This window comes from Amycolatopsis sp. NBC_00438, from assembly GCF_036026695.1.
GTDB lineage: Bacteria > Actinomycetota > Actinomycetes > Mycobacteriales > Pseudonocardiaceae > Amycolatopsis.
Window position 1 is genome coordinate 4,336,712 of the sequence record NZ_CP107923.1, and the last position, 17,284, is coordinate 4,353,995.

A 17,284-nucleotide genomic window follows, 5' to 3' on the forward strand; every position below is an offset into this window, starting at 1 on the left:
GTGCCCAGACTGCTGTCGCTCAACGTCGGGAAGCCGAAGGACGTGCCCTGGCAGGGCCGGACCGTCCACACCGGAATCTTCAAGTACCCCGTCGACGGCCCGGTGATGGTCCGCCGGCTCAACATCGACGGTGACGGGCAGGGCGATCTGGGCGGCCACGGCGGCGAGAACCGCGCGGTGCTCGTCTACCAGCGCCAGTCCTACGAGTTCTGGCGCGGCGAACTGGGCCGTGACGACCTCGAATACGGCCAGTTCGGCGAGAACTTCACCGTCGACGGCCTGCCCGACGACGAGGTGCACATCGGTGACCGCTACCGGATCGGGGAGGCCGAGTTCGAAGTCACCCAGCCGCGCGTCACGTGCTTCCGGGTGGGCATGCGCCTCGGCGAGCCGCGGATCCCGGCGCTGCTGGTCGCGCACCACCGGCCCGGCTTCTACCTCCGGGTGATTCGCGAAGGCCGGGTCCGGGCGGGTGACGAGATCGTCCGCACCCGGACCGGGCGCCACGAGATGAGCGTCGCCGCCGTCGACGCGCTGCTCTACCTGCCCGGCCGCGACCCCGCCGATCTCCGCCAGGCCGTCGACATCCCGGCGCTCAGCCCCGGCTGGCTGGGGTCGTTCCGCGACCTGCTCGCCGAAGACGAGCACAAAGGCGAACAAGAGCCCGAAGCCGTGGCCTGGACCGGGTTCCGCGACCTGCGGGTCTCCCGCGTCGTACCGGAGAGCACGACCGTCACGTCGATCCACCTCACCACCCCGGACGGCTCGCCGCTCCCCCGGCCCGCGCCCGGCCAGTTCCTCACGCTCCGCGTCCCCGGGGCCGGCGACCCGGCGCCGGTCCGCAGCTACTCGCTCTCGGCGATGCCGTCGGATTCCGAGTACCGGATCAGCGTCAAACGGGAGACCCCCGGCGCGGTGAGCGGGTTCCTGCACACCCGGCTGGCCGCCGGCGCGATCCTGCCGGTCGCCGCGCCCCGCGGCGACTTCGTCCTGGCCGACGACGACTCCCCGGTGCTGCTGATCTCCGCGGGCATCGGTGTCACGCCGGTCCTGGCGATGCTGCACGCGCTGGCGGCGGCCGGCAGCACCCGCGACATCCGCTGGCTGCACACCACGCATTCGGCCGCCGAACACGCCTTCGCCGGCGAAGCGCGCAAGCTGCTGGCCGGCCTCCCCCACGCCCGCGAGTACGTCCGCTACACGGCGGACACCCCGCCGCCCGACACGCCGGACACCCGGCGCGGCCGCCTCGACCGGGCCACTTTGTCCACTTTGGACCTGCCGGTCGACGCGACCGCATACGTTTGCGGTCCCGGCGGATTCATGACCGCGACGCGGGAAGCGCTCGTCGGGCTCGGGCTGGCACCCGGCCGGGTCCACAGTGAACTGTTCGGCGCCCTGCCGGCGATCAACCCCGGGATCGTCGGCGCCGTCCACGCGACACCCCACCCGCCGGCCACTCCGCCGGGCACCGGGCCCCAGGTCACCTTCGCCCGCAGCGGGCTGAGCGTGCCGTGGAGCGAGGACTACCCGAACGTCCTGGAGTTCGCCGAGGCGTGCGACGTCCCGACCCGCTGGTCCTGCCGGTCCGGCGTCTGCCAGACGTGCGTGACACCGGTGCTCTCGGGCGAGGTCGGGTACGAGCCCGGCCCCCTGGAGGATCCGCCGCCGGGCACGACCCTCGTGTGCTGCGCCCGGCCGCGGTCGGACCTGGTGCTGGACCTGTGACGCCCGGACGGCGCACTCGCGAGAGCCGTGGCAGTCTCGGGACCATGACGTCAGAACGGTTCGAAGTGACCCGCAAGGTCGAGGCGCCGCCGGAAAAGGTGTTCGCCCTGCTGACCGATCCCCAGGGGCACGTCGCCATCGACAGCTCCGGGATGCTGCAGTCCGCGGACGGCGAACCGGTGCGCGGTACCGGTGACGAGTTCGTCGTCCACATGGACCGCGAAGCCCTCAACGACGTGCCGATGGGCAAGTACGACGTCACGGTGGTCATCACGGAGTACGAGCAGGACAGCCGGCTGGAGTGGACGATCTCCGGCACCATCCAGCCGCCGATCCGGCACCTCTACGGCTACCGGCTCGAGGCGGACGGCACCGGCACGCTCGTGACGTCGTACTACGACTGGAGCCGGATCGAACAGCGGTACCGGGACAAGATCGACTTCCCGATCATCCCCGAGACGGCGTTGCGCGCCACCCTCGGCATCCTGGCCCGCACGGTGGAATGACGCCCTGGAGCAGCGCCCGACTCAGGTCGGGTGCCCGAGGTGATCACGCGGACTAAAGTGAAGGCACCCCGACCACCGGAGGGGCCGTGGAGCTGGAACTGCGTCACCTGCGCGCGCTCGTGGCCGTCGCCGATACCCGCAGTGTCACCCGGGCCGCCCGGGTGCTGCGGGTTTCGCAGCCCGCGCTGTCCGGCCTGCTGCGCCGGGTCGAACGGTCGGTCGGCGGTCTGCTGTTCGTCCGCTCCCCCACCGGTTGTGTCCCGACTCCGCTGGGCGCGGACGTCGTCGCCGAGGCGCGCACCGTGCTCGCCGGGGTCTCCGCGCTGACCGAACGGCTCGGCGAACAGCGGGCGCCGGCCGGGCCGTTGCGCGTCGGCGGGTACTGCGGCTTCCTGCACCTGGCCGTTTCGCGATGGCTGCGGGACCAGCCGTGGTGCCACGGGGTGAGCGTGCAGGAGGACCAGGACGAGGCCGTCGCGCTGGCGCGGATCGCCGCGGGCACGCTCGACCTGGCGCTGGTCTACCTGCCGCCGCTGCCGGACGCGGTCGTGCCGGACGGCGTCGAAAGTGTCGTCGTGCACCCGCGCGAGCCGGTGTTCGTGATCCTCGCGCACGACCATCCCCTGGCGCGGGCCCGGACCGTACCGTTCGCCGCGCTCGCCGAGCACCCGTGGGCGGACGACCCGCCGGGCACCACGCGGTGGTCGGCCTACCTGCAACGGGTGTGCCGCCGGTACGGGGTCGCGCTCGACCAGCCGCACCGGCCGCAGTGCCTGGCGACGCTGCTGGACCTCGTCCGGGCGGGCATGGCTGTCGCGCCGGCGCTCGCGACGCGTGAGGAGCTCCCGGCGACCATCGTCGTGCGGGCCATCGAAGGCGCGCCGCTGTGGCAGGAGCTGCGGCTCTGCTACCGGCCGGGCACGCCGGTGGCGGCGCGGATCGGCGAGATCCACGACGCGGTCGTCCGCGCCTACGCCGGCCGGCAGGGCTGCAGTGCCGCGTTCGACCACTGGTGGCGCGAGCGCGGCCGCGAGCTGCTGCCGGCCGGCTGAGCTCAGACGGTGACGCGCCAGGTGCTGTTCGGTGACGGGACCTCGAACCGCAGGGTCGAGCAGTCGTAGTCGGCGGGCCGCGGGTTCGAGGTGGGCCGCAGCGGCGAGTTCGTCGCCGACGCCGCCACCCACTGCCCGGCGACCCGCAGCCGCAGCGAGCTCGACTCGAACACCGCTCCCCGCGCGTCCGCGCAGTAGTAGGCGTTGCCGGTCGCGGGGTTGCGCGTCGAGTAGAGCTCGAAGATGTCCCAGCCCTCGTCGAGCCCGCTCTGGTCGCCGCCGCTCTGGGTGAACAGCGTGTCCCACGCGCCGGTCTTGACGTTGCGGAGCGACGCGGTCCAGCTGTTGGCCGTGGTGTTCGTCCGGACCTCCTGCACGGTGTAGGCCGGGTGCCCGCCGACGGTGCTGGTGTAGTTCGCGAGGAACGCGCTGTCGATCGGCACGACCTTGGCCGGTGACACCGACCGGCACCAGTCCCACGCCCAGACCTGCGCGGCCTGGCCGAGCCCGTAGGCGGTGACCACCTCGACGCACGAATGCCCGGTGGGCTTCATGGTCGGCGCGTAGACGACGTCCGAGGAGTTGGAGATCCGCAGGTTCGGCGTGACGCTCTGGGTCACGACCAGGCCGTCGGCGCTGGTGGCCAGCTGGGGTTCCGGGCCCCAGAAGGTGTGCTTCTGCGCGGCGGCCCGGGGCGCCGCGCGGCCCGCCTGCTCCCGGCGGATCTCGAGGAATCGGTCGGCCGAGGGCCCGGCGGCGGCCGTGGCGGCGGCGCCGGTCAGACCGGGCACGGTCCCGCCCGGCGAGGAAATCGGCACAGCGGCCGGGACCGGGGCGGCGGCGGCCGGCACGGCGACGGCGAGCGCCGCGACCACGGCAGCGCAGAAGACGGTGAACAGGTTCCGCATTTCGGCATCTCCTCGGGGGCGAAGGAAACGCACGGACGGTGGGGGGCGGGGAGGACGCCGTCCGCGGCCACCGGAGGGTAGGCCGGGATTTCCCCTGCGCGGCAGCGACTTTCGGCGGGTCGGACCGGGTCACCGCAGGTCGCGGGGGCCATAGGAATCGCGGCGGGAAGGCGTTATGCCGCCGTTCGGCGCAGGGTCTGTCCCTAGTGGACGGACCCGCGCGTTCGGCGCGGCGGACCGGGTGGATGGGTGCGGCACCCGTTCGGGCGAGTCCGGTCCCAGGTCATGGGCACGGTTGCGGATGGGTGCATCCGAGGGGTCCACTCGGCCCAACCACACCTACCGCGGAAGGACCACCATGTCGGTCACCGACGAGCTCCTGGCCAACAACGCCGAGTACGCCGCGCAGTTCTCCGGGCCGCTGCCGCTGCCGCCCGCCAAGCACGTCGCCGTCCTGGCCTGCATGGACGCCCGCATCAACGTCTACGGTGTCCTCGGCCTCGAAGAAGGCGAAGCCCACGTCATCCGCAACGCGGGCGGGGTCGTCACCGAGGACGAGATCCGGTCGCTCGCCATCAGCCAGCGGCTGCTCGGCACCGAGGAGATCATCCTCATCCACCACACCGACTGCGGCATGCTGACCTTCACCGATGACGACTTCAAGAAGTCGATCCAGGAGGACGTCGGCGTCAAGCCCGCCTGGGCCGCCGAATCCTTCACCGACCTCGACACCGACGTCCGCCAGTCGATCGCGCGGATCAAGAACAGCCCGTACGTCCCCAAGAAGGACTCGGTGCGCGGGTTCGTCTTCGACGTCGCGACCGGGAAGCTCGACGAGGTCGTCTGACCTCAGGCGGGGAACGACGCGGGACCGAAGCGGCCCCACGCGAGGAACGCCGCGAGCGCGAGGTAGGTCAGGTTCAGCGCCACGAACCTGCCGGCACCCTCGTGGCGGAGGTGGGTGATCATCGCCCCGATCATCAGCAGCACCCAGCAGGCGGCGGTGATCGGCACGAGCACCGGCGCGACGCCGACCAGGGCGGGCAGCACCAGGCCGATCGCGGCCAGGAGTTCGAGGACTCCGAGGGTCTTGACGAAGCCGGCACCGAAGTCCCCGGTCCACTGCCCGCCGGGGATCCCGGCCAGTTTTTCCTTCGGCACGAAGGTTTTGCTGACCCCACCGGTCAGCGCGACGAGGGCGAGCAGTGCGGCGACGATCCACAGTGCGAGGTTCACGGGGTTCTCCTGGGGTCTCGGTGATCGACCTGGAGATGCCGCCGGGCCGGCGTTTGTGACACATTGCCGACAGTGAGCGCGCGACTACGACACTGCGGCGATACTGCATCTTTGGAGCGACAAGGGTGATCTACCCCAACAGGGCGTAACAGATCACCCGCTTGGTCGATACTCCGTTCGTGTCCGGGACGCCCGGACCTTCACGAGGGGACCCATCGCTCATGTCTCGACTCCGCCTGGGAGCGCTCATCGCCACCGGGGCCGTCGCCGCCCTGATCTCCGCCGGGTGCTCCAGCACCTCCGGGACCGCCGAGCCGGCCGGCGCGTCCGCCGCTCCCGCCGCCGCCTCCACCTCCGCCGAAGCCAAGGCCGCGTCGCTCGACGCCAAGCAGGCCGGGACCGCCGTGGTCGCCGCCGCGAAGCAGGCCAAGGCCGTGCACGTGCGGGGCACCGTCTCCGAGGGCGGGAACATCAACCTGGACCTGCAGCTCAACCCGGACAGCGCGAGCGGCACCATCGTGAAGGACGGCCTCGAGGTCCCGGTGCTGCGCGTCGGCGACAAGTACTACTTCCGGTTCAGCGAGTCGCTGATCAAGGAGGCCGGGATCCCGGCGTCGCTGAGCAAGCCGCTCAAGGACAAGTGGGTGCCCTCGACGTCCCAGATCGGCGCCGGCATGGGCGAGGCGTTCAAGCAGTTCCTCGACTACAAGACCTTCACCGACAACACCATCGGCGAGATCGACTCGGCGACCTTCTCCGGCGGCGAGCAGACGACCGCGGGCGGCGTCCCGGCCCTGAACTTCACCAGCTCCGACGGCACCGCGACGGTGGCCGCCGCCGAGCCGCACTACCTGCTGCGCATGCAGGAGCCGAAGAGCGGCACGATGGAGTTCAGCGACTGGGACAAGCCGACGACGGTCACCGCGCCGAAGGCCTCGGAGATCTACTCCGGCCCGGGCGCCTGACCCCGACGACACCCGGGCCCGGCAGCGACGCGCTGCCGGGCCCGTTTCGTTTCAGGTCCGGGTCCCACACCGGCTTCGGCGTGACCTCCCGCGGCTGGACGACGCACTTGTGCAGGCCGGCGACCGCGCTCCCCCGCGTGCCGTCCACCTGGAACTCGACCAGCTCGTCGCGGTGCACGCGCACGCACCACGACGAGTTCAGCTGCACCACGATCCCGCCGTCGAGTTCGAAGATCGCGTACGCGGCGTCGTCGGCTGTCGCGTCGTAAGGCAGAACATGTCCACGACGATCCCGCCGCCGTCCTCGGCCCGGTAGTTCCGGCTGGGGCGCTGCGCGCTCTGCCAATCGCCTTCGAAGACCCAGTAGCCGAACTCCCCGCGCACGGACAGGATCCGGCCGAAGAACCCGCTGTCCACCAGCCGCGCGAGCTTGCGCAGGCCGGGTAGGTACAGCTTGTCGTGCACGACGCCGTTCTTCACTCCCGCCGCGGCCGCCTGCCGGGCGAGCGTCAACGCGCCGTCGACGGATTCCGCCAGGGGCTTCTCGGTGTAGATGTGCTTGCCGGCGTCGAGCGCCCGGCCGATCGACTTCTCGCGGACCGACGTCAGCTGCGCGTCGAAGTACAGCGGGAAGCCGCCGTCGGCGAGCGCGGTGTCGAGGTCGGTGGTCCAGCGGGTCAGGCCGTGCCGGCCCACGATGGTCTCGAGCGGTTCGGCGGCCGGGCAGTCCGGCGCGGCGGCGGGAGAGGGCTTGTTTTCGTTTCCGGAAATGCGAAAACGCCCGCGTTTCGGCGAGTACGCAAAATCGGGACACAAAAGAAAGTCCCGCTTCCGCTCGGCGAAGGCTGAGGGGAGGATGCCTGCGAGCGGAAGCGGGAGTTCGAGGCCGGTACGGGGGTCGCCTCGCGGCGAGTGGCGCGACACGGCTCCGGCGGACCGGTGTTCCGTGAAGGCAAGGGGTGAGGCCCGGGGACCCACCCGTACCGACACCCGTTACAACGCTTCGGGGAACACGGTGTTCCCGCAGCTCACGGTGACGTGCGGCACTCGCCACCGGGTTTGCCCGCCCCTGCTCCGGGTATTCCGGCGAACACCACCGACGAAAGAGTTCCCTTGCCCATGCCGAGTTCATGCTGACCGTCCTCTTCGGCGTCGCCGGGCTGCTCGCGCTCGCCGCCGCGGTGCTGCCGAAGCTGGTGGCCGAACGGCCGTTTTCGACCCCGCTCGTGATGCTGATCGCCGGCATCGGCCTCGGGCTCCTGCCGTTGCCCGCGCCCTACGGCGGCGGCTGGACCGACCCGACCGCGCACCTGGAGAGCGTCGAATCGTTCGCCCAGCTGGGCATCCTGGTGTCCCTGGCCGGCGCCGGGCTGTCCGTGGATCGCCCGTTCGGGTTCCGCGCCTGGGCGTCGACCTGGCGGCTGCTCGGGATCACGATGCCCGCCATGATCGTCGTGGTCGCGGTGCTCGGCTGGTGGTGGCTGGCCCTGCCCGCCAGCGCGGCCCTGCTGCTCGGCTCGGTGCTCGCGCCGACCGACCCGGTGCTGGCCGGGGACGTCGGGGTGCCCTCACCCGACGTCGAGCCGGAACTGGCGCGGAACAACGAGATCCGGTTCACCCTGACCACCGAGGCCGGGCTCAACGACGGGCTGACGATGCCGTTCGTCCTGCTGGCGCTGGCGCTCGCCGGGCAACGCGCGGGTGTCGACCTGCGGTGGGTCCTCGTCGACCTCGTGCTGCCGGTCGCGGTCGGCGTGCTCGTCGGGCTGGCCGCCGGGTGGGTGCTGGGCTGGGCGATGTTCCGGGCGCCGTCGTCGCGGCTGCGGCTGGCCGAGTACGCCGACGGGCTCGTGCTGCTCGCCCTGGCGTTCCTGCCGTACGCGGTCGCGGAACTGGTGCACGGCAACGGGTTCGTCGCGGTCTTCGTGGCCGCCGTCGCGGTGCGCACGCAGGAGCGGTCCCACGAGTACCACGGCGTGCTGCACTCGTTCGGGCGACAGCTGGAACGGCTGTTCGTCGCGATCGCGCTGCTCGGGCTCGGCCTGGCCCTCGGCGACGGGCTGCTGCAGGGCATCACGGTCGTCGAGGTGGTGCTGACGGTGGTCGCGGTCCTGGTCGTCCGGCCGGTGCTCGGCTGGCTTTCCCTGCTCGGCTCGTCGGCCGGCCGGCACGCCTCCCCCGCCATCGCGTTCTTCGGCGTGCGCGGGATCGGCACGCTCTTCTACCTCGCCTACGCCCTCGACCGGTTCCCGGTGCCGCGCCCGGACGTCCTGTGGCGGATCGGCGCGCTCGCCGTCGCGCTGTCGGTGGTGGTGCACGGCATCCTCGCCGAGCCGGCGATCCGCCGGATCGAGTCCCTCGGCGGCCACCTCCCGGTCGGCTGACGCCCGTTTGTCCCGGGCTCCCGCGGGTAGCCCTCGTGCATGAGCCCAGACGAGGACGCCGTCGTCCGGCACCGCCTCCACGCGAAGTTCGCCGGCCCGTCCTGGCTGCAGCCGTGGCTCGAACGTCACAGCGGCTTCGACCTCGACGCGACCGGGCTGCACGTCCACCTCGGCCCCTGGTCCGTCTCGACGCCGCTGGCCAACCTCGCCGGCGCCGAGGTCAGCGGGCCGTTCAAGCCCTGGCGCGCGCTCGGCGTGCGGCTGTCCTTGGCCGACCGCGGTCTGACGTTCGGCACGAACGCGGCCCGCGGCCTCTGCGTCCGGTTCCGGGACCCGGTGCCCGGCATCGAGCCGTCCGGGCTGCTGCGGCACCCCTCGCTGACGGCGACGATCGCCGAGCCCGACCTGGTCGCCGACGTCCTCAACCAGGCGATCGGCGCCTGACTCAGCGCCCGGCCAGTCGCTCCAGCAGGTGCCGGACCGGGAGCGTCATCGCGCCCAGGCCCAGCGCCGGCGTCACGCCGTCCTCCGGGGCCGCCAGCCGCCGCTCCAAGTGGGCCAGCAGCTCGCGGCCGCGGTCCAGGTCCACCGGGTGGCCGGTGGTGCCGACGGCGCGGACGACGTCGGCGAGGCTCTCGATGAGCTCGGCCAGCGCGTCGCGGGCGTCGGGCCACGGAAGGACGAACGTCTCCTCGTGCTCCGACGCCGTCCGGACCGCGCCGATCAGCTGCTCCACCGGGGGCCAGAGCGAGATCAGCGTTTCGGTCCGGCGGTCGTGGTCGTGGCCGGAGCGGGGGTGCCGCCGCCGCAGGTTGAGGACGCGCTCCTCCTGGGTCCGGCGGACGGCGTCGGCGGCGGTCGTGACCAGGCTGCGCAGCTCGCGGGCCTCACCGAGCCAGTCCTCGACGTCGCCGGGCGGCTCGGCGGCGCGGATCAGCGCGGCCGTGCCGGCGAGGAACGCGGCCATCGCCTCGGCCAGCCGGCCGGCCGCCGCCGCGATGCGCTGGCCGAACAGCGGCGGGTACACCAGCGCGTTGACGGCCGCGCCGATCGCCGCGCCCAGGGCCGTCTCGATGAGGCGGTCGCCGAGCAGCACTGTCGGCGTCCCGTAGGCGATCAGCAGCATGCCGGTGACGCCGACCCAGACCCCGGAGTCGCCGAAGCGGCGCCACGACCCGGCCAGCAGGCCCAGGAACACCACCAGCCCCAGCGCCACCGCGGGCCACGGGATCAGCTGCCCGGCGATCCCCGCCAGCACGACGCCGGCGGCGACCGCGCCGACCTGCTGCGCCCAGCCCCGCACCGACCGGTAGACCGTGGTCTCCACCAGGAAGACCGCGGCGTAGGGCGCCAGGAACGGCTGCGGCAGGTGCAGCACCGCCGTCGCCAGCAGCCACGCCCTGGTCGCCGCCAGAGTCGCCTTCGCCGCCTGCACGAGGACGTGGCGTTCCCGGCCCGGCACGCGGAACGCGCGCGTCAGCCAGCCCAGCGGCGTCCGGACGCCTTGGCCCAGGATGTCGTCACCGGCCGCCGATGTCGTCTGGTCCACCCGCCGCGACTACCCGCCCCGGCGCCGGATCACGCATGATCGCCCGGAATCCGGGTACCCCGCAGGCATGATCACGTGGGAGGCCAGACCGGCGCACGGTCTGTTGGAAACCGCTCCGCCGAAGCCGCTGCCGCTGCCCCGGTCCACCGCCTCGATCGGGTCGGACCTCCGGACGCTGTACACGGCGGGCGCGCTCGAGCTGCCGCAGCCCGGCACCGGCGGGCTCGTCGGGCGGTGGGCCGCGCTGGCCGCCCTCGGCCGCATCGACCTGACCCTCGCGCGGCTGGCCGAAGGGCACACCGACGCCGTCGCGATCCTCGGTGAAGCCGGCCTGACGCCCGTGCCCGGCGCGCTCTACGGCGTCTGGGCGGCGAAGTCCGGCGGCACCGGCGCGACCCTCGAGGACGGCAGGCTCGGCGGCACCGTCCGGTTCTGCTCGGGACTGTCCCTGCTGGACCGGGCCCTGGTCGCGGCGGGCGACCGGCTGGTCGACGTCGACCTCACCGACCCCGGCGTGCAGCGGCACCCGGACACCTGGCAGGCGGTCGGGATGGACGCCTCCGACAGCGGCGACGTCGTCTTCGACGGCATCCTGGTGTCCGCCGACGCGCTCATCGGCCCGCCGGACTGGTACATCGGGCGGCCCGGCTTCGCCCTGGGCGGTGGCGGGGTCGCCGCCGTCTGGCTCGGCGGGGCGGCCGGCGTTTTCGACGGCGTCCTGGCGTACCTGCGCGAAACCGGCCGCGCCGACGAGCACCAGCTGGCCCACCTGGGCGCGATGCACGCCGCGCTGCGCTCGGCCGAGACGCTGCTGCTGCACGCGGCCGGCACCATCGAACAGGCCGCCGACCCGTGGCACGTCGCGAGCACCTGCCGCGCCGGCGTCGAGCACGCGGTCCGCGAGATCCTCGACCACGCGCCCCGGCTGACCGGCGCGAGCCCGCTGGGCCGCGACCGCCGGTTCGCGCAGCGGCTGGCCGACCTCGGCGTGTACGTCCGCCAGCACCACGCCGAACGCGACCTCGCCGCGCTCGGCCGGCAGGTGCTGGCCACCGTGGAGGACGTGTGATCCCCGAGTCCGCGTGGACCCGGGAGTTTCCCGGGTGGACGGACGACCCGTTCGGCCGCGCGCTGGTCGTCGCCGCTCACCCGGACGACGAAACCCTGGGCGCGAGCGGCCTGCTGCAGCACCTGCACGCCGCGGGCACGGCCGTGACGCTGGTGGTCGCCACCGACGGCGAGGCCGCGTTCCCCGACGCCGGCCCCGGCGAGCGCCGGGAGCTGGGCCGGACCCGGCGCCGGGAACTGCGGGATTCCCTGCGGGAGCAAGGACTTTCCGACGTCGAACCGGTCTGGCTCGGTCTGCCCGACTCCGGGCTCGCCGCGCACGAGGACGTCCTGACCGACGCCTTGCGGGAGCACGCCGAAGGCCGCGACCTCGTGCTGCTGCCGTGGCCGGAGGACCCGCACCCGGACCACCGCGCGGCCGGGCGGGCCGCGCTCGCCGCCGCGCCGGTGTCCGCCCACCGCTGGTCCTACCCGATCTGGCTGTGGCACCGACGGTCCCCTTCGGACACCGGGATCCCGTGGCACCACGCGCGTTCCTACCGGTTGACCGACGCGGAGCGCACCGCGAAGGCCGCCGCCGTCGCGGCGTTCACCTCGCAGCTCAAGCCCGGTCCGCGGGGCGAGGACCCGATCCTGCCGCCGGACGTCCTGGCGCACTTCGACCGGCCGGCCGAGACGTTCTTCCGGGAACCGCCCGCGCGGTCGGCGCCGGTGAGCCGGTTCGCGCAGCTGTACGCCGCCGACGACGACCCGTGGCACGTCGCCGACGGCTGGTACGAGCGGCGCAAGCGGGCAGTGCTGCTCGCTTCGCTGCCGCAGGAGCACTACGGCACGATCGTCGAGCCGGCCTGCGGCCTCGGCCTGCTCACCCGCGACCTGGCACCGCGTTGTGACCGGCTGGACGCCTTCGACCCGGTACCCGACGCCGTCTCCCGGACCGCCGCGACGGTCGCCGGCCTGTCGCATGTGGACGTCCACAGTGGATCTGTCCCGGCCGGGATCCCGGAGGGACCGGTGGATCTGCTGGTGTACAGCGAACTCCTGTACTACCTGGACGACGCCGACCTCACCGCGACCATTGAGGCGTCGGCGGCGGCGCTGCGGCCGGGCGGGGACCTGGTCGCCGTCCACTGGCGGCCGTGGGCCCCGGAGGCGCCCCGCGACGCCGCCGAAGCGCACGCACGGCTGCTCGCGCACCCGGCGTTCGAGCAGGTCGTGGCCCATACGGACGAGGCGTTCCTGCTGCACGTGCTGAGGCGCCGGTGATCACGGCGGTCGGCGTGGTCGTCCCGGCCCGGGACGAGCGGGATCTGATCGAGCCGTGCCTGCGCGCGCTCCGGCGGGCGTTGTGGCGGCTGCCCGCGCGGGTCGAGCGGGCGGTGTGCGTGGTCGCCGACCGGTGCGCGGACGACACCGCGGCCCGCGCCCGCGCGACGTTCGGCGGCTGGGCGACGGGCCGGGTCGTGGTCACCGACCGGCCTCGCACGATCGGCGAAGTCCGCGACCTCGGCGTCCACGCGGTGCGGGCCGGGCTGGCCGGCCACGCGGCGTCGGAGGTACTGCTGCTCAACACCGACGCCGACACGCAGGTCGCCTCGGGTTGGGCGCGCGAGCACCTGCGCCGCGTCGAACGGGGCGCGCACGCGGTCACCGGCCCGGCCGAGCTGGCGGGCCCGTTCCCCGGGTCCCCGCACGCGGCCCGCCGCTACCACGCGGTGGTTTCGGGCGGGGTGAACGTCTACGGCGCCAACCTCGGCGTCCGCGCGGACGCGTTCGACACGGTCGGCGGCTTCGGCGTCTGCCGGACGGGCGAGGACCACGACCTGTGGCGGCGTCTCGGCGAAGCCGGGTTCCGCTGCCGGGTGGAGCCCGCGGCGGTGGTGCGGACCAGCTCGCGCCTCGATGGGCGGGCACCGGACGGGCTGGCCGCGCTGCTGCGGACCACGTTGCGGGAAGAACCCGTCGCCTGAGCGGCCGCGGCCGGTCCGGCCCGCCTTACCGCCGAAAGCCGTGAAGGCCTCCTTGAGGGACTTGGAGTCCCTCAAGGAGGCCTTCACGGACCTGCCGGAAGGACGATTACCCCGGCCCGGCGCGGGTACGCGTAGGCATGACCTCCGAAAGCCTGGTAGTGATCGGCAGCGGCGCGGCCGGGGTGTCGGCCGCCCGCGCGTACCGCGAAGCCGGCGGGAGCGGCGAAGTCCACCTGCTCACCGCCGACACGGATCCGCCGTACGAGCGGCCGCCGCTGTCCAAGGACTTCCTGCGCGGCGAAACCGACGACATCGGCATGGAGAGCGAAGAGTTCTTCGCCGGCCACGACATCGCGGTGGCCCTGGGCGACCCGGTCGTCGAGCTCGGTGACCACCGCGTCCGCACCGCCGCCGGGCAGGAGCACGCCTTCACCCGCTGCGTGCTCGCCACCGGCGCCGAGCCCGTCCGGCCGGACATTCCCGGCGCGGACCACGTCGACGTGCTGGTGCTGCGGTCGGCGAAGTCGTCCCGCGAGCTGAAGAAGGCCGCCGCGGACGCTCGCAGCGCCATCGTCGTCGGCGCCGGGTTCATCGGCTGCGAAGCCGCGGTCTCGCTCGCGCGCCTCGGCGTGCAGGTGACCGTCGTCTGCCCGGAGGACGTCCCGCAGCAGTCCCGCCTCGGCCGCGACGCCGGGATCCGGATCCTGCGGTGGCTCAAGGCGGAAGGTGTCAGCGTGCTGCGCGGCACGACGCTCGAGTCGATCGAGGCCGGCCACCGGATCCGCTCCGACCTCGTGCCGGTGCTCGACGCCGGTCTCGTGCTGCTCGCCACCGGCATCCGGCCCCGCGGCACGCTCGCCGAGAAGGCCGGGCTGAAGATCGAACAGGGCCGGATCCGCACCGACGCCCGGCTGCGCACCAGCGCGGCCGACGTCTTCGCGGCGGGTGACGTCGCCTTCGCGGACAACACCGCCGCGGGCCGCGCGTTGGCCGTCGAGCATTGGGGTGAGGGCCTCGCGATGGGCGCGATCGCCGGCCGCAACGCCGCCGGCGGGTCCGAGACCTGGGACGACGTCCCGGGCTTCTGGTCCGAGATCGGCGACCGGGTGCTGAAGTACGCCGCCTGGGGCGACGGCTTCGACCAGGCCCGCCTGGTCGAACACGACGGCGGCGGCTTCACGGTCTGGTACGAACGCGACGGCGCGGCGGTCGGCGTCCTCACCCACGAAGCCGACGACGACTACGAACGCGGCGAGGAGCTGATCCGCAAGCACGACCCCGCGCCCGCCGGGGGTCAGGCGCGGTGATGGCGTCGAAGCCGCTGACGTCGATGTACCCCGGTGAGCGAAGTGAGGCGGGCTCACGCCTCGGGCAGCGGCCGCACCCGGTCGCGGATCTCCTGGAACAGCTCCCCGACGCGCTCGCGGACGCGGGGACCGCCGTCGGGGCCCGTCCAGTAGCGGCGGACCGTGCCGACCAGGCGGTAGCAGACGTCGATCGGGACCAGGTAGCAGTCCGTGCCGCACCCGGCGTCGTGGAACAGGATGGCCTCGACCTCCGGCTCGGCCGCCGCGAGCAGCGGGTGGCCGGCGGACAGTTCGGTCCAGAGGTCGAGGGTCACCAGGCTTTCGGAGGCCCCCGCCGGCCCCGGGTGGAACGCCGCGACGCCCGTCCCGCGGCGCAGGAAGAACGCGAAGCCCGCCGGGATGCCGAGACCGGCCCAGTCGAGGCCGGTCACCGGGCGGTCCGGGTCCCACAGGTACCGCTCGGGCACCGCGCGGTACCGGGGGTCACCGCGGCGGCTCTCGATGAAGAGCAGGAAGCAGGCCCGGCACGCGCACACCAGGCCACGGCGGCCGGTGTCGACGAGGTGGCCGTGGCGCGACGCGACCGGCGTCCCGCACAGCTCGCACTTCTCCAGCCACGCCGACCGCTGCTCCGGCACCGGGCCCGGCTGGTCCGCGCGGTGCGGGAAGCCGGTGAGAGGACTCATGAAGCCCGCCCCTCCCCGGCCGTCCTCCAGCCGGGCGGCGGGCCCATGCCGATCTGGAACAGCGCCGCGGCCTCGGTCAGCTCGACGCCGCTGAGCTCCGGGGCCGCGTCGAGGACCGCCGTTTCGAGGAGCACGTCGGACGTCGACGAGCCGCACCCGCGGGCGCCCGCCCGCCGCAGGCGTGCCACGCCGTCCTCGACGCCCAGCAGTTCGGCGTCGCCGCCCAGCCGGGCCAGGGCCCGGCGGATCCGGGTGTCCGCGTCGAGCGGGTGCAGGTCGTGCAGCACCAGGAGGCCGGCCAGCAGGCCGTCGCCGGCGAGCTCGTCGAGCAGGGCCGGGTCCCGTACGCGCAGCACGCCGGCGATCCGGGCGAGGCCTTCGCCGTACAGGTTCATCAGCTCCCGCACGATCTCCTCGGCCGGCCCGCGGCCGGGTCCGCCGAGCAGGACGCCCAGCAGCTCTTCGACGCGGTCGCCGACGGCGCGCACGGAAGGCATCGCCGTCACCAGCTGGTGGCCCGTGACGGCGTGCTCTGCGGTTCTTCGACACCCGGCTTGGTCCGGATCTCCCGCAGGATGCGGATCGCGGACCCCGACACGGTGCTCGCCGCGGCCGGGGTGCCGGCGCCCGCCGGGTCCTCCATGAACGGCATGAACTTGTCGGGGAAACCGGGCATGGTGCAGCCGATGCAGATGCCGCCGACGTTCGGGCAGCCGCCGACGCCGTTGATCCAGCCGCGCTTGGGCACGTTGCACTTGACGACCTGACCCCAGCAGCCGAGTTTGACCAGGCACTTCGGGGACCCGTGCTGCTCGGCGAACTCGTCCTGCTCGTAGTACCCGGCCCGGTCGCAGCCTTCGTGGACGGTGTTCTGGAACAGCCACTTCGGGCGCAGTGCCTCGTCGACGTCGATCACCGGTGCCCGGCCGGACGCCTGGAAGAGCAGGTGCAGGATGGTCTCCGAGAGGTTGTCGGGCTGGGCGGGGCAGCCGGGGACGCACACGATCGGCAGGCCGGCCTTGGAGCGCCAGTCCCAGCCGAGGTAGTCGGGCACGCCCATGGCGCCGGTCGGGTTGCCCGCCATCGCGTGGATGCCGCCGTAGGCCGCGCAGGTGCCGACGGCCATGATCGCCATCGCCTTGGGGGCCAGCCGGTCGAGCCATTCGCTGGCGGTCACGGGCTGGCCGGTGAGCGGGTCGTTGCCGAACCCGGACCAGAAGCCCTCGGTCTTGTTCGTCTCGTCGGCTATCGAGCCTTCGATCACCAGGATGAACGGCTCGAGTTCACCCCGATCGGCTTTGTGCCACCACCCGATGAAACTGTCCCGGCTCTGTTCGGGACCGCACTGGAAATCGAGGAACGGCCAGTGCATTTCGATCTTCGGCAACCCGGGAAGCCCGCCGAGGACGATCTCTTCGATACTGGGCTGGCTCGCCGCGGTCAACGCCACCGATTCGCCGTCGCAGCTCAGGCCGCCATTCATCCAGAGAATGTGGACGGTGGGCGGTTCACCGGGTGAATCGTTGACGGGATCGGCCTGCGGGCCGTTGCCGTGCTGCGGGGCCCTGTCCATCGATGCACACCTCTGAGGGTTCGGGAACTTCAGGAAATCCCGCCTCGGGACGGCCCGACGGACGCCCACCGTAGACCTGTCCGGCAGTGGCGGCAAGAGTGTCCTGGGCCGTCCGCGACAGAACTGGCGCGGCTCGCTACTCCGTTCCGGGGTCGGGGAAAATCCCCCGCACGGCTACACTCGGAGGCCACCGGAAGGGGCGTTTCGAGTGGTTGAGTCGGCTGGTCGGTCGCGCGGTGAGGCGATCGAGGTGGTATCGGTCGAGGTCAGCACGAAAGTTTTTCCGGCCCGCCCGTCCGCCGTTCCGCAAATCCGGGAATTCCTCCGCGGCTGTCTCGCGGACTCACCCCTC

Annotated in this window: 17 protein-coding genes and 1 pseudogene; 11 read left to right on the plus strand and 7 right to left on the minus strand. The window is 73.1% G+C overall.

Annotation, left to right across the window (positions count from 1 at the left end; genetic code table 11):
- The 3 genes from OG494_RS19065 to OG494_RS19075 all read left to right on the plus strand — a co-directional run bounded on the left by OG494_RS19065 (window position 1) and on the right by OG494_RS19075 (window position 3,286).
- Complete coding sequence (locus OG494_RS19065; protein WP_328457533.1) at window positions 1-1,728, plus strand: MOSC and FAD-binding oxidoreductase domain-containing protein; 1,728 nt, start codon at window positions 1-3, stop codon at window positions 1,726-1,728.
- 44 nt (window positions 1,729-1,772) lie between these two features.
- Complete coding sequence (locus OG494_RS19070; protein WP_328457535.1) at window positions 1,773-2,234, plus strand: SRPBCC family protein; 462 nt, start codon at window positions 1,773-1,775, stop codon at window positions 2,232-2,234.
- 86 nt (window positions 2,235-2,320) lie between these two features.
- Entirely contained in the window at window positions 2,321-3,286 is a 966-nt protein-coding gene (locus tag OG494_RS19075; protein WP_328457537.1) for a LysR family transcriptional regulator, read from the plus strand.
- A gap of 2 nt (window positions 3,287-3,288) precedes the next feature.
- Here the strand turns inward: OG494_RS19075 and OG494_RS19080 are convergent, their stop codons facing one another.
- On the minus strand, window positions 3,289-4,194 hold the full coding sequence (locus OG494_RS19080) for a carbohydrate-binding protein (protein ID WP_328457539.1): 906 nt from the start codon (window positions 4,192-4,194) through the stop codon (window positions 3,289-3,291).
- A gap of 358 nt (window positions 4,195-4,552) precedes the next feature.
- On the opposite strand from OG494_RS19080, the gene OG494_RS19085 reads away from it, so the two are divergent.
- Window positions 4,553-5,041 carry a beta-class carbonic anhydrase gene (locus tag OG494_RS19085; protein WP_328457541.1) on the plus strand — a complete coding sequence of 163 codons (489 nt, stop codon included), beginning with the start codon at window positions 4,553-4,555 and terminating at the stop codon, window positions 5,039-5,041.
- Window positions 5,042-5,043: 2 nt separating this feature from the next.
- Here the strand turns inward: OG494_RS19085 and OG494_RS19090 are convergent, their stop codons facing one another.
- Entirely contained in the window at window positions 5,044-5,430 is a 387-nt protein-coding gene (locus OG494_RS19090) for a DoxX family protein (RefSeq protein WP_328457543.1), read from the minus strand.
- A gap of 221 nt (window positions 5,431-5,651) precedes the next feature.
- Here OG494_RS19090 and OG494_RS19095 point away from each other — a divergent pair, with 221 nt between their 5' ends.
- Entirely contained in the window at window positions 5,652-6,395 is a 744-nt protein-coding gene (locus OG494_RS19095; protein WP_326948162.1) for a hypothetical protein, read from the plus strand.
- A gap of 52 nt (window positions 6,396-6,447) precedes the next feature.
- On the opposite strand, the pseudogene OG494_RS19100 reads toward OG494_RS19095, so the two are convergent.
- Window positions 6,448-7,088, minus strand: a pseudogene (locus OG494_RS19100) (Gfo/Idh/MocA family protein); the annotation flags it as partial.
- Between the two features lie 437 nt (window positions 7,089-7,525).
- On the opposite strand from OG494_RS19100, the gene OG494_RS19105 reads away from it, so the two are divergent.
- Together OG494_RS19105 and OG494_RS19110 are read left to right on the plus strand one after the other, a co-directional pair.
- Complete coding sequence (locus tag OG494_RS19105; RefSeq protein ID WP_328457546.1) at window positions 7,526-8,779, plus strand: cation:proton antiporter domain-containing protein; 1,254 nt, start codon at window positions 7,526-7,528, stop codon at window positions 8,777-8,779.
- A gap of 39 nt (window positions 8,780-8,818) precedes the next feature.
- Window positions 8,819-9,223 (plus strand): hypothetical protein, encoded by a 405-nt coding sequence (locus OG494_RS19110; RefSeq protein WP_328457548.1) that lies wholly within the window; start codon window positions 8,819-8,821, stop codon window positions 9,221-9,223.
- Between the two features lies 1 nt (window position 9,224).
- Here OG494_RS19110 and OG494_RS19115 read toward each other — a convergent pair whose 3' ends face one another.
- The gene (locus OG494_RS19115; RefSeq protein WP_328457550.1) at window positions 9,225-10,328 is read right to left on the minus strand and encodes an FUSC family protein; all 1,104 of its coding nucleotides are present in this window, start codon (window positions 10,326-10,328) and stop codon (window positions 9,225-9,227) included.
- A gap of 67 nt (window positions 10,329-10,395) precedes the next feature.
- Here OG494_RS19115 and OG494_RS19120 point away from each other — a divergent pair, with 67 nt between their 5' ends.
- The 4 genes from OG494_RS19120 (at window position 10,396) to OG494_RS19135 (ending at window position 14,673) form a co-directional block, all read left to right on the plus strand.
- Complete coding sequence (locus OG494_RS19120; RefSeq protein WP_328457552.1) at window positions 10,396-11,397, plus strand: acyl-CoA dehydrogenase family protein; 1,002 nt, start codon at window positions 10,396-10,398, stop codon at window positions 11,395-11,397.
- Window positions 11,394-12,662 (plus strand): bifunctional PIG-L family deacetylase/class I SAM-dependent methyltransferase, encoded by a 1,269-nt coding sequence (locus tag OG494_RS19125; protein WP_328457554.1) that lies wholly within the window; start codon window positions 11,394-11,396, stop codon window positions 12,660-12,662. Before OG494_RS19120 ends, OG494_RS19125 begins: the two co-directional genes overlap by 4 nt.
- The gene (locus OG494_RS19130; protein WP_328457556.1) at window positions 12,659-13,366 is read left to right on the plus strand and encodes a glycosyltransferase; all 708 of its coding nucleotides are present in this window, start codon (window positions 12,659-12,661) and stop codon (window positions 13,364-13,366) included. Before OG494_RS19125 ends, OG494_RS19130 begins: the two co-directional genes overlap by 4 nt.
- 137 nt (window positions 13,367-13,503) lie before the next feature.
- Window positions 13,504-14,673, plus strand: a complete 1,170-nt coding sequence (locus OG494_RS19135; RefSeq protein WP_328457559.1) for an NAD(P)/FAD-dependent oxidoreductase — start codon at window positions 13,504-13,506, stop codon at window positions 14,671-14,673.
- A 53-nt stretch (window positions 14,674-14,726) separates the two neighbouring features.
- On the opposite strand, the gene OG494_RS19140 is transcribed toward OG494_RS19135, so the two are convergent.
- The 3 genes from OG494_RS19140 to OG494_RS19150 are packed head-to-tail and all read right to left on the minus strand — an operon-like array spanning window position 14,727 to window position 16,932.
- Complete coding sequence (locus tag OG494_RS19140) at window positions 14,727-15,359, minus strand: DUF5947 family protein (protein WP_328457561.1); 633 nt, start codon at window positions 15,357-15,359, stop codon at window positions 14,727-14,729.
- Window positions 15,356-15,856, minus strand: a complete 501-nt coding sequence (locus OG494_RS19145; RefSeq protein ID WP_328457563.1) for a NifU family protein — start codon at window positions 15,854-15,856, stop codon at window positions 15,356-15,358. The genes OG494_RS19140 and OG494_RS19145 overlap by 4 nt, the downstream gene beginning before the upstream one ends.
- A gap of 5 nt (window positions 15,857-15,861) precedes the next feature.
- Window positions 15,862-16,932: a hydrogenase expression protein HypE gene (locus tag OG494_RS19150; RefSeq protein ID WP_328457565.1), complete on the minus strand. Its 1,071-nt coding sequence runs from the start codon at window positions 16,930-16,932 to the stop codon at window positions 15,862-15,864.
- Window positions 16,933-17,284 lie beyond the last annotated feature (352 nt).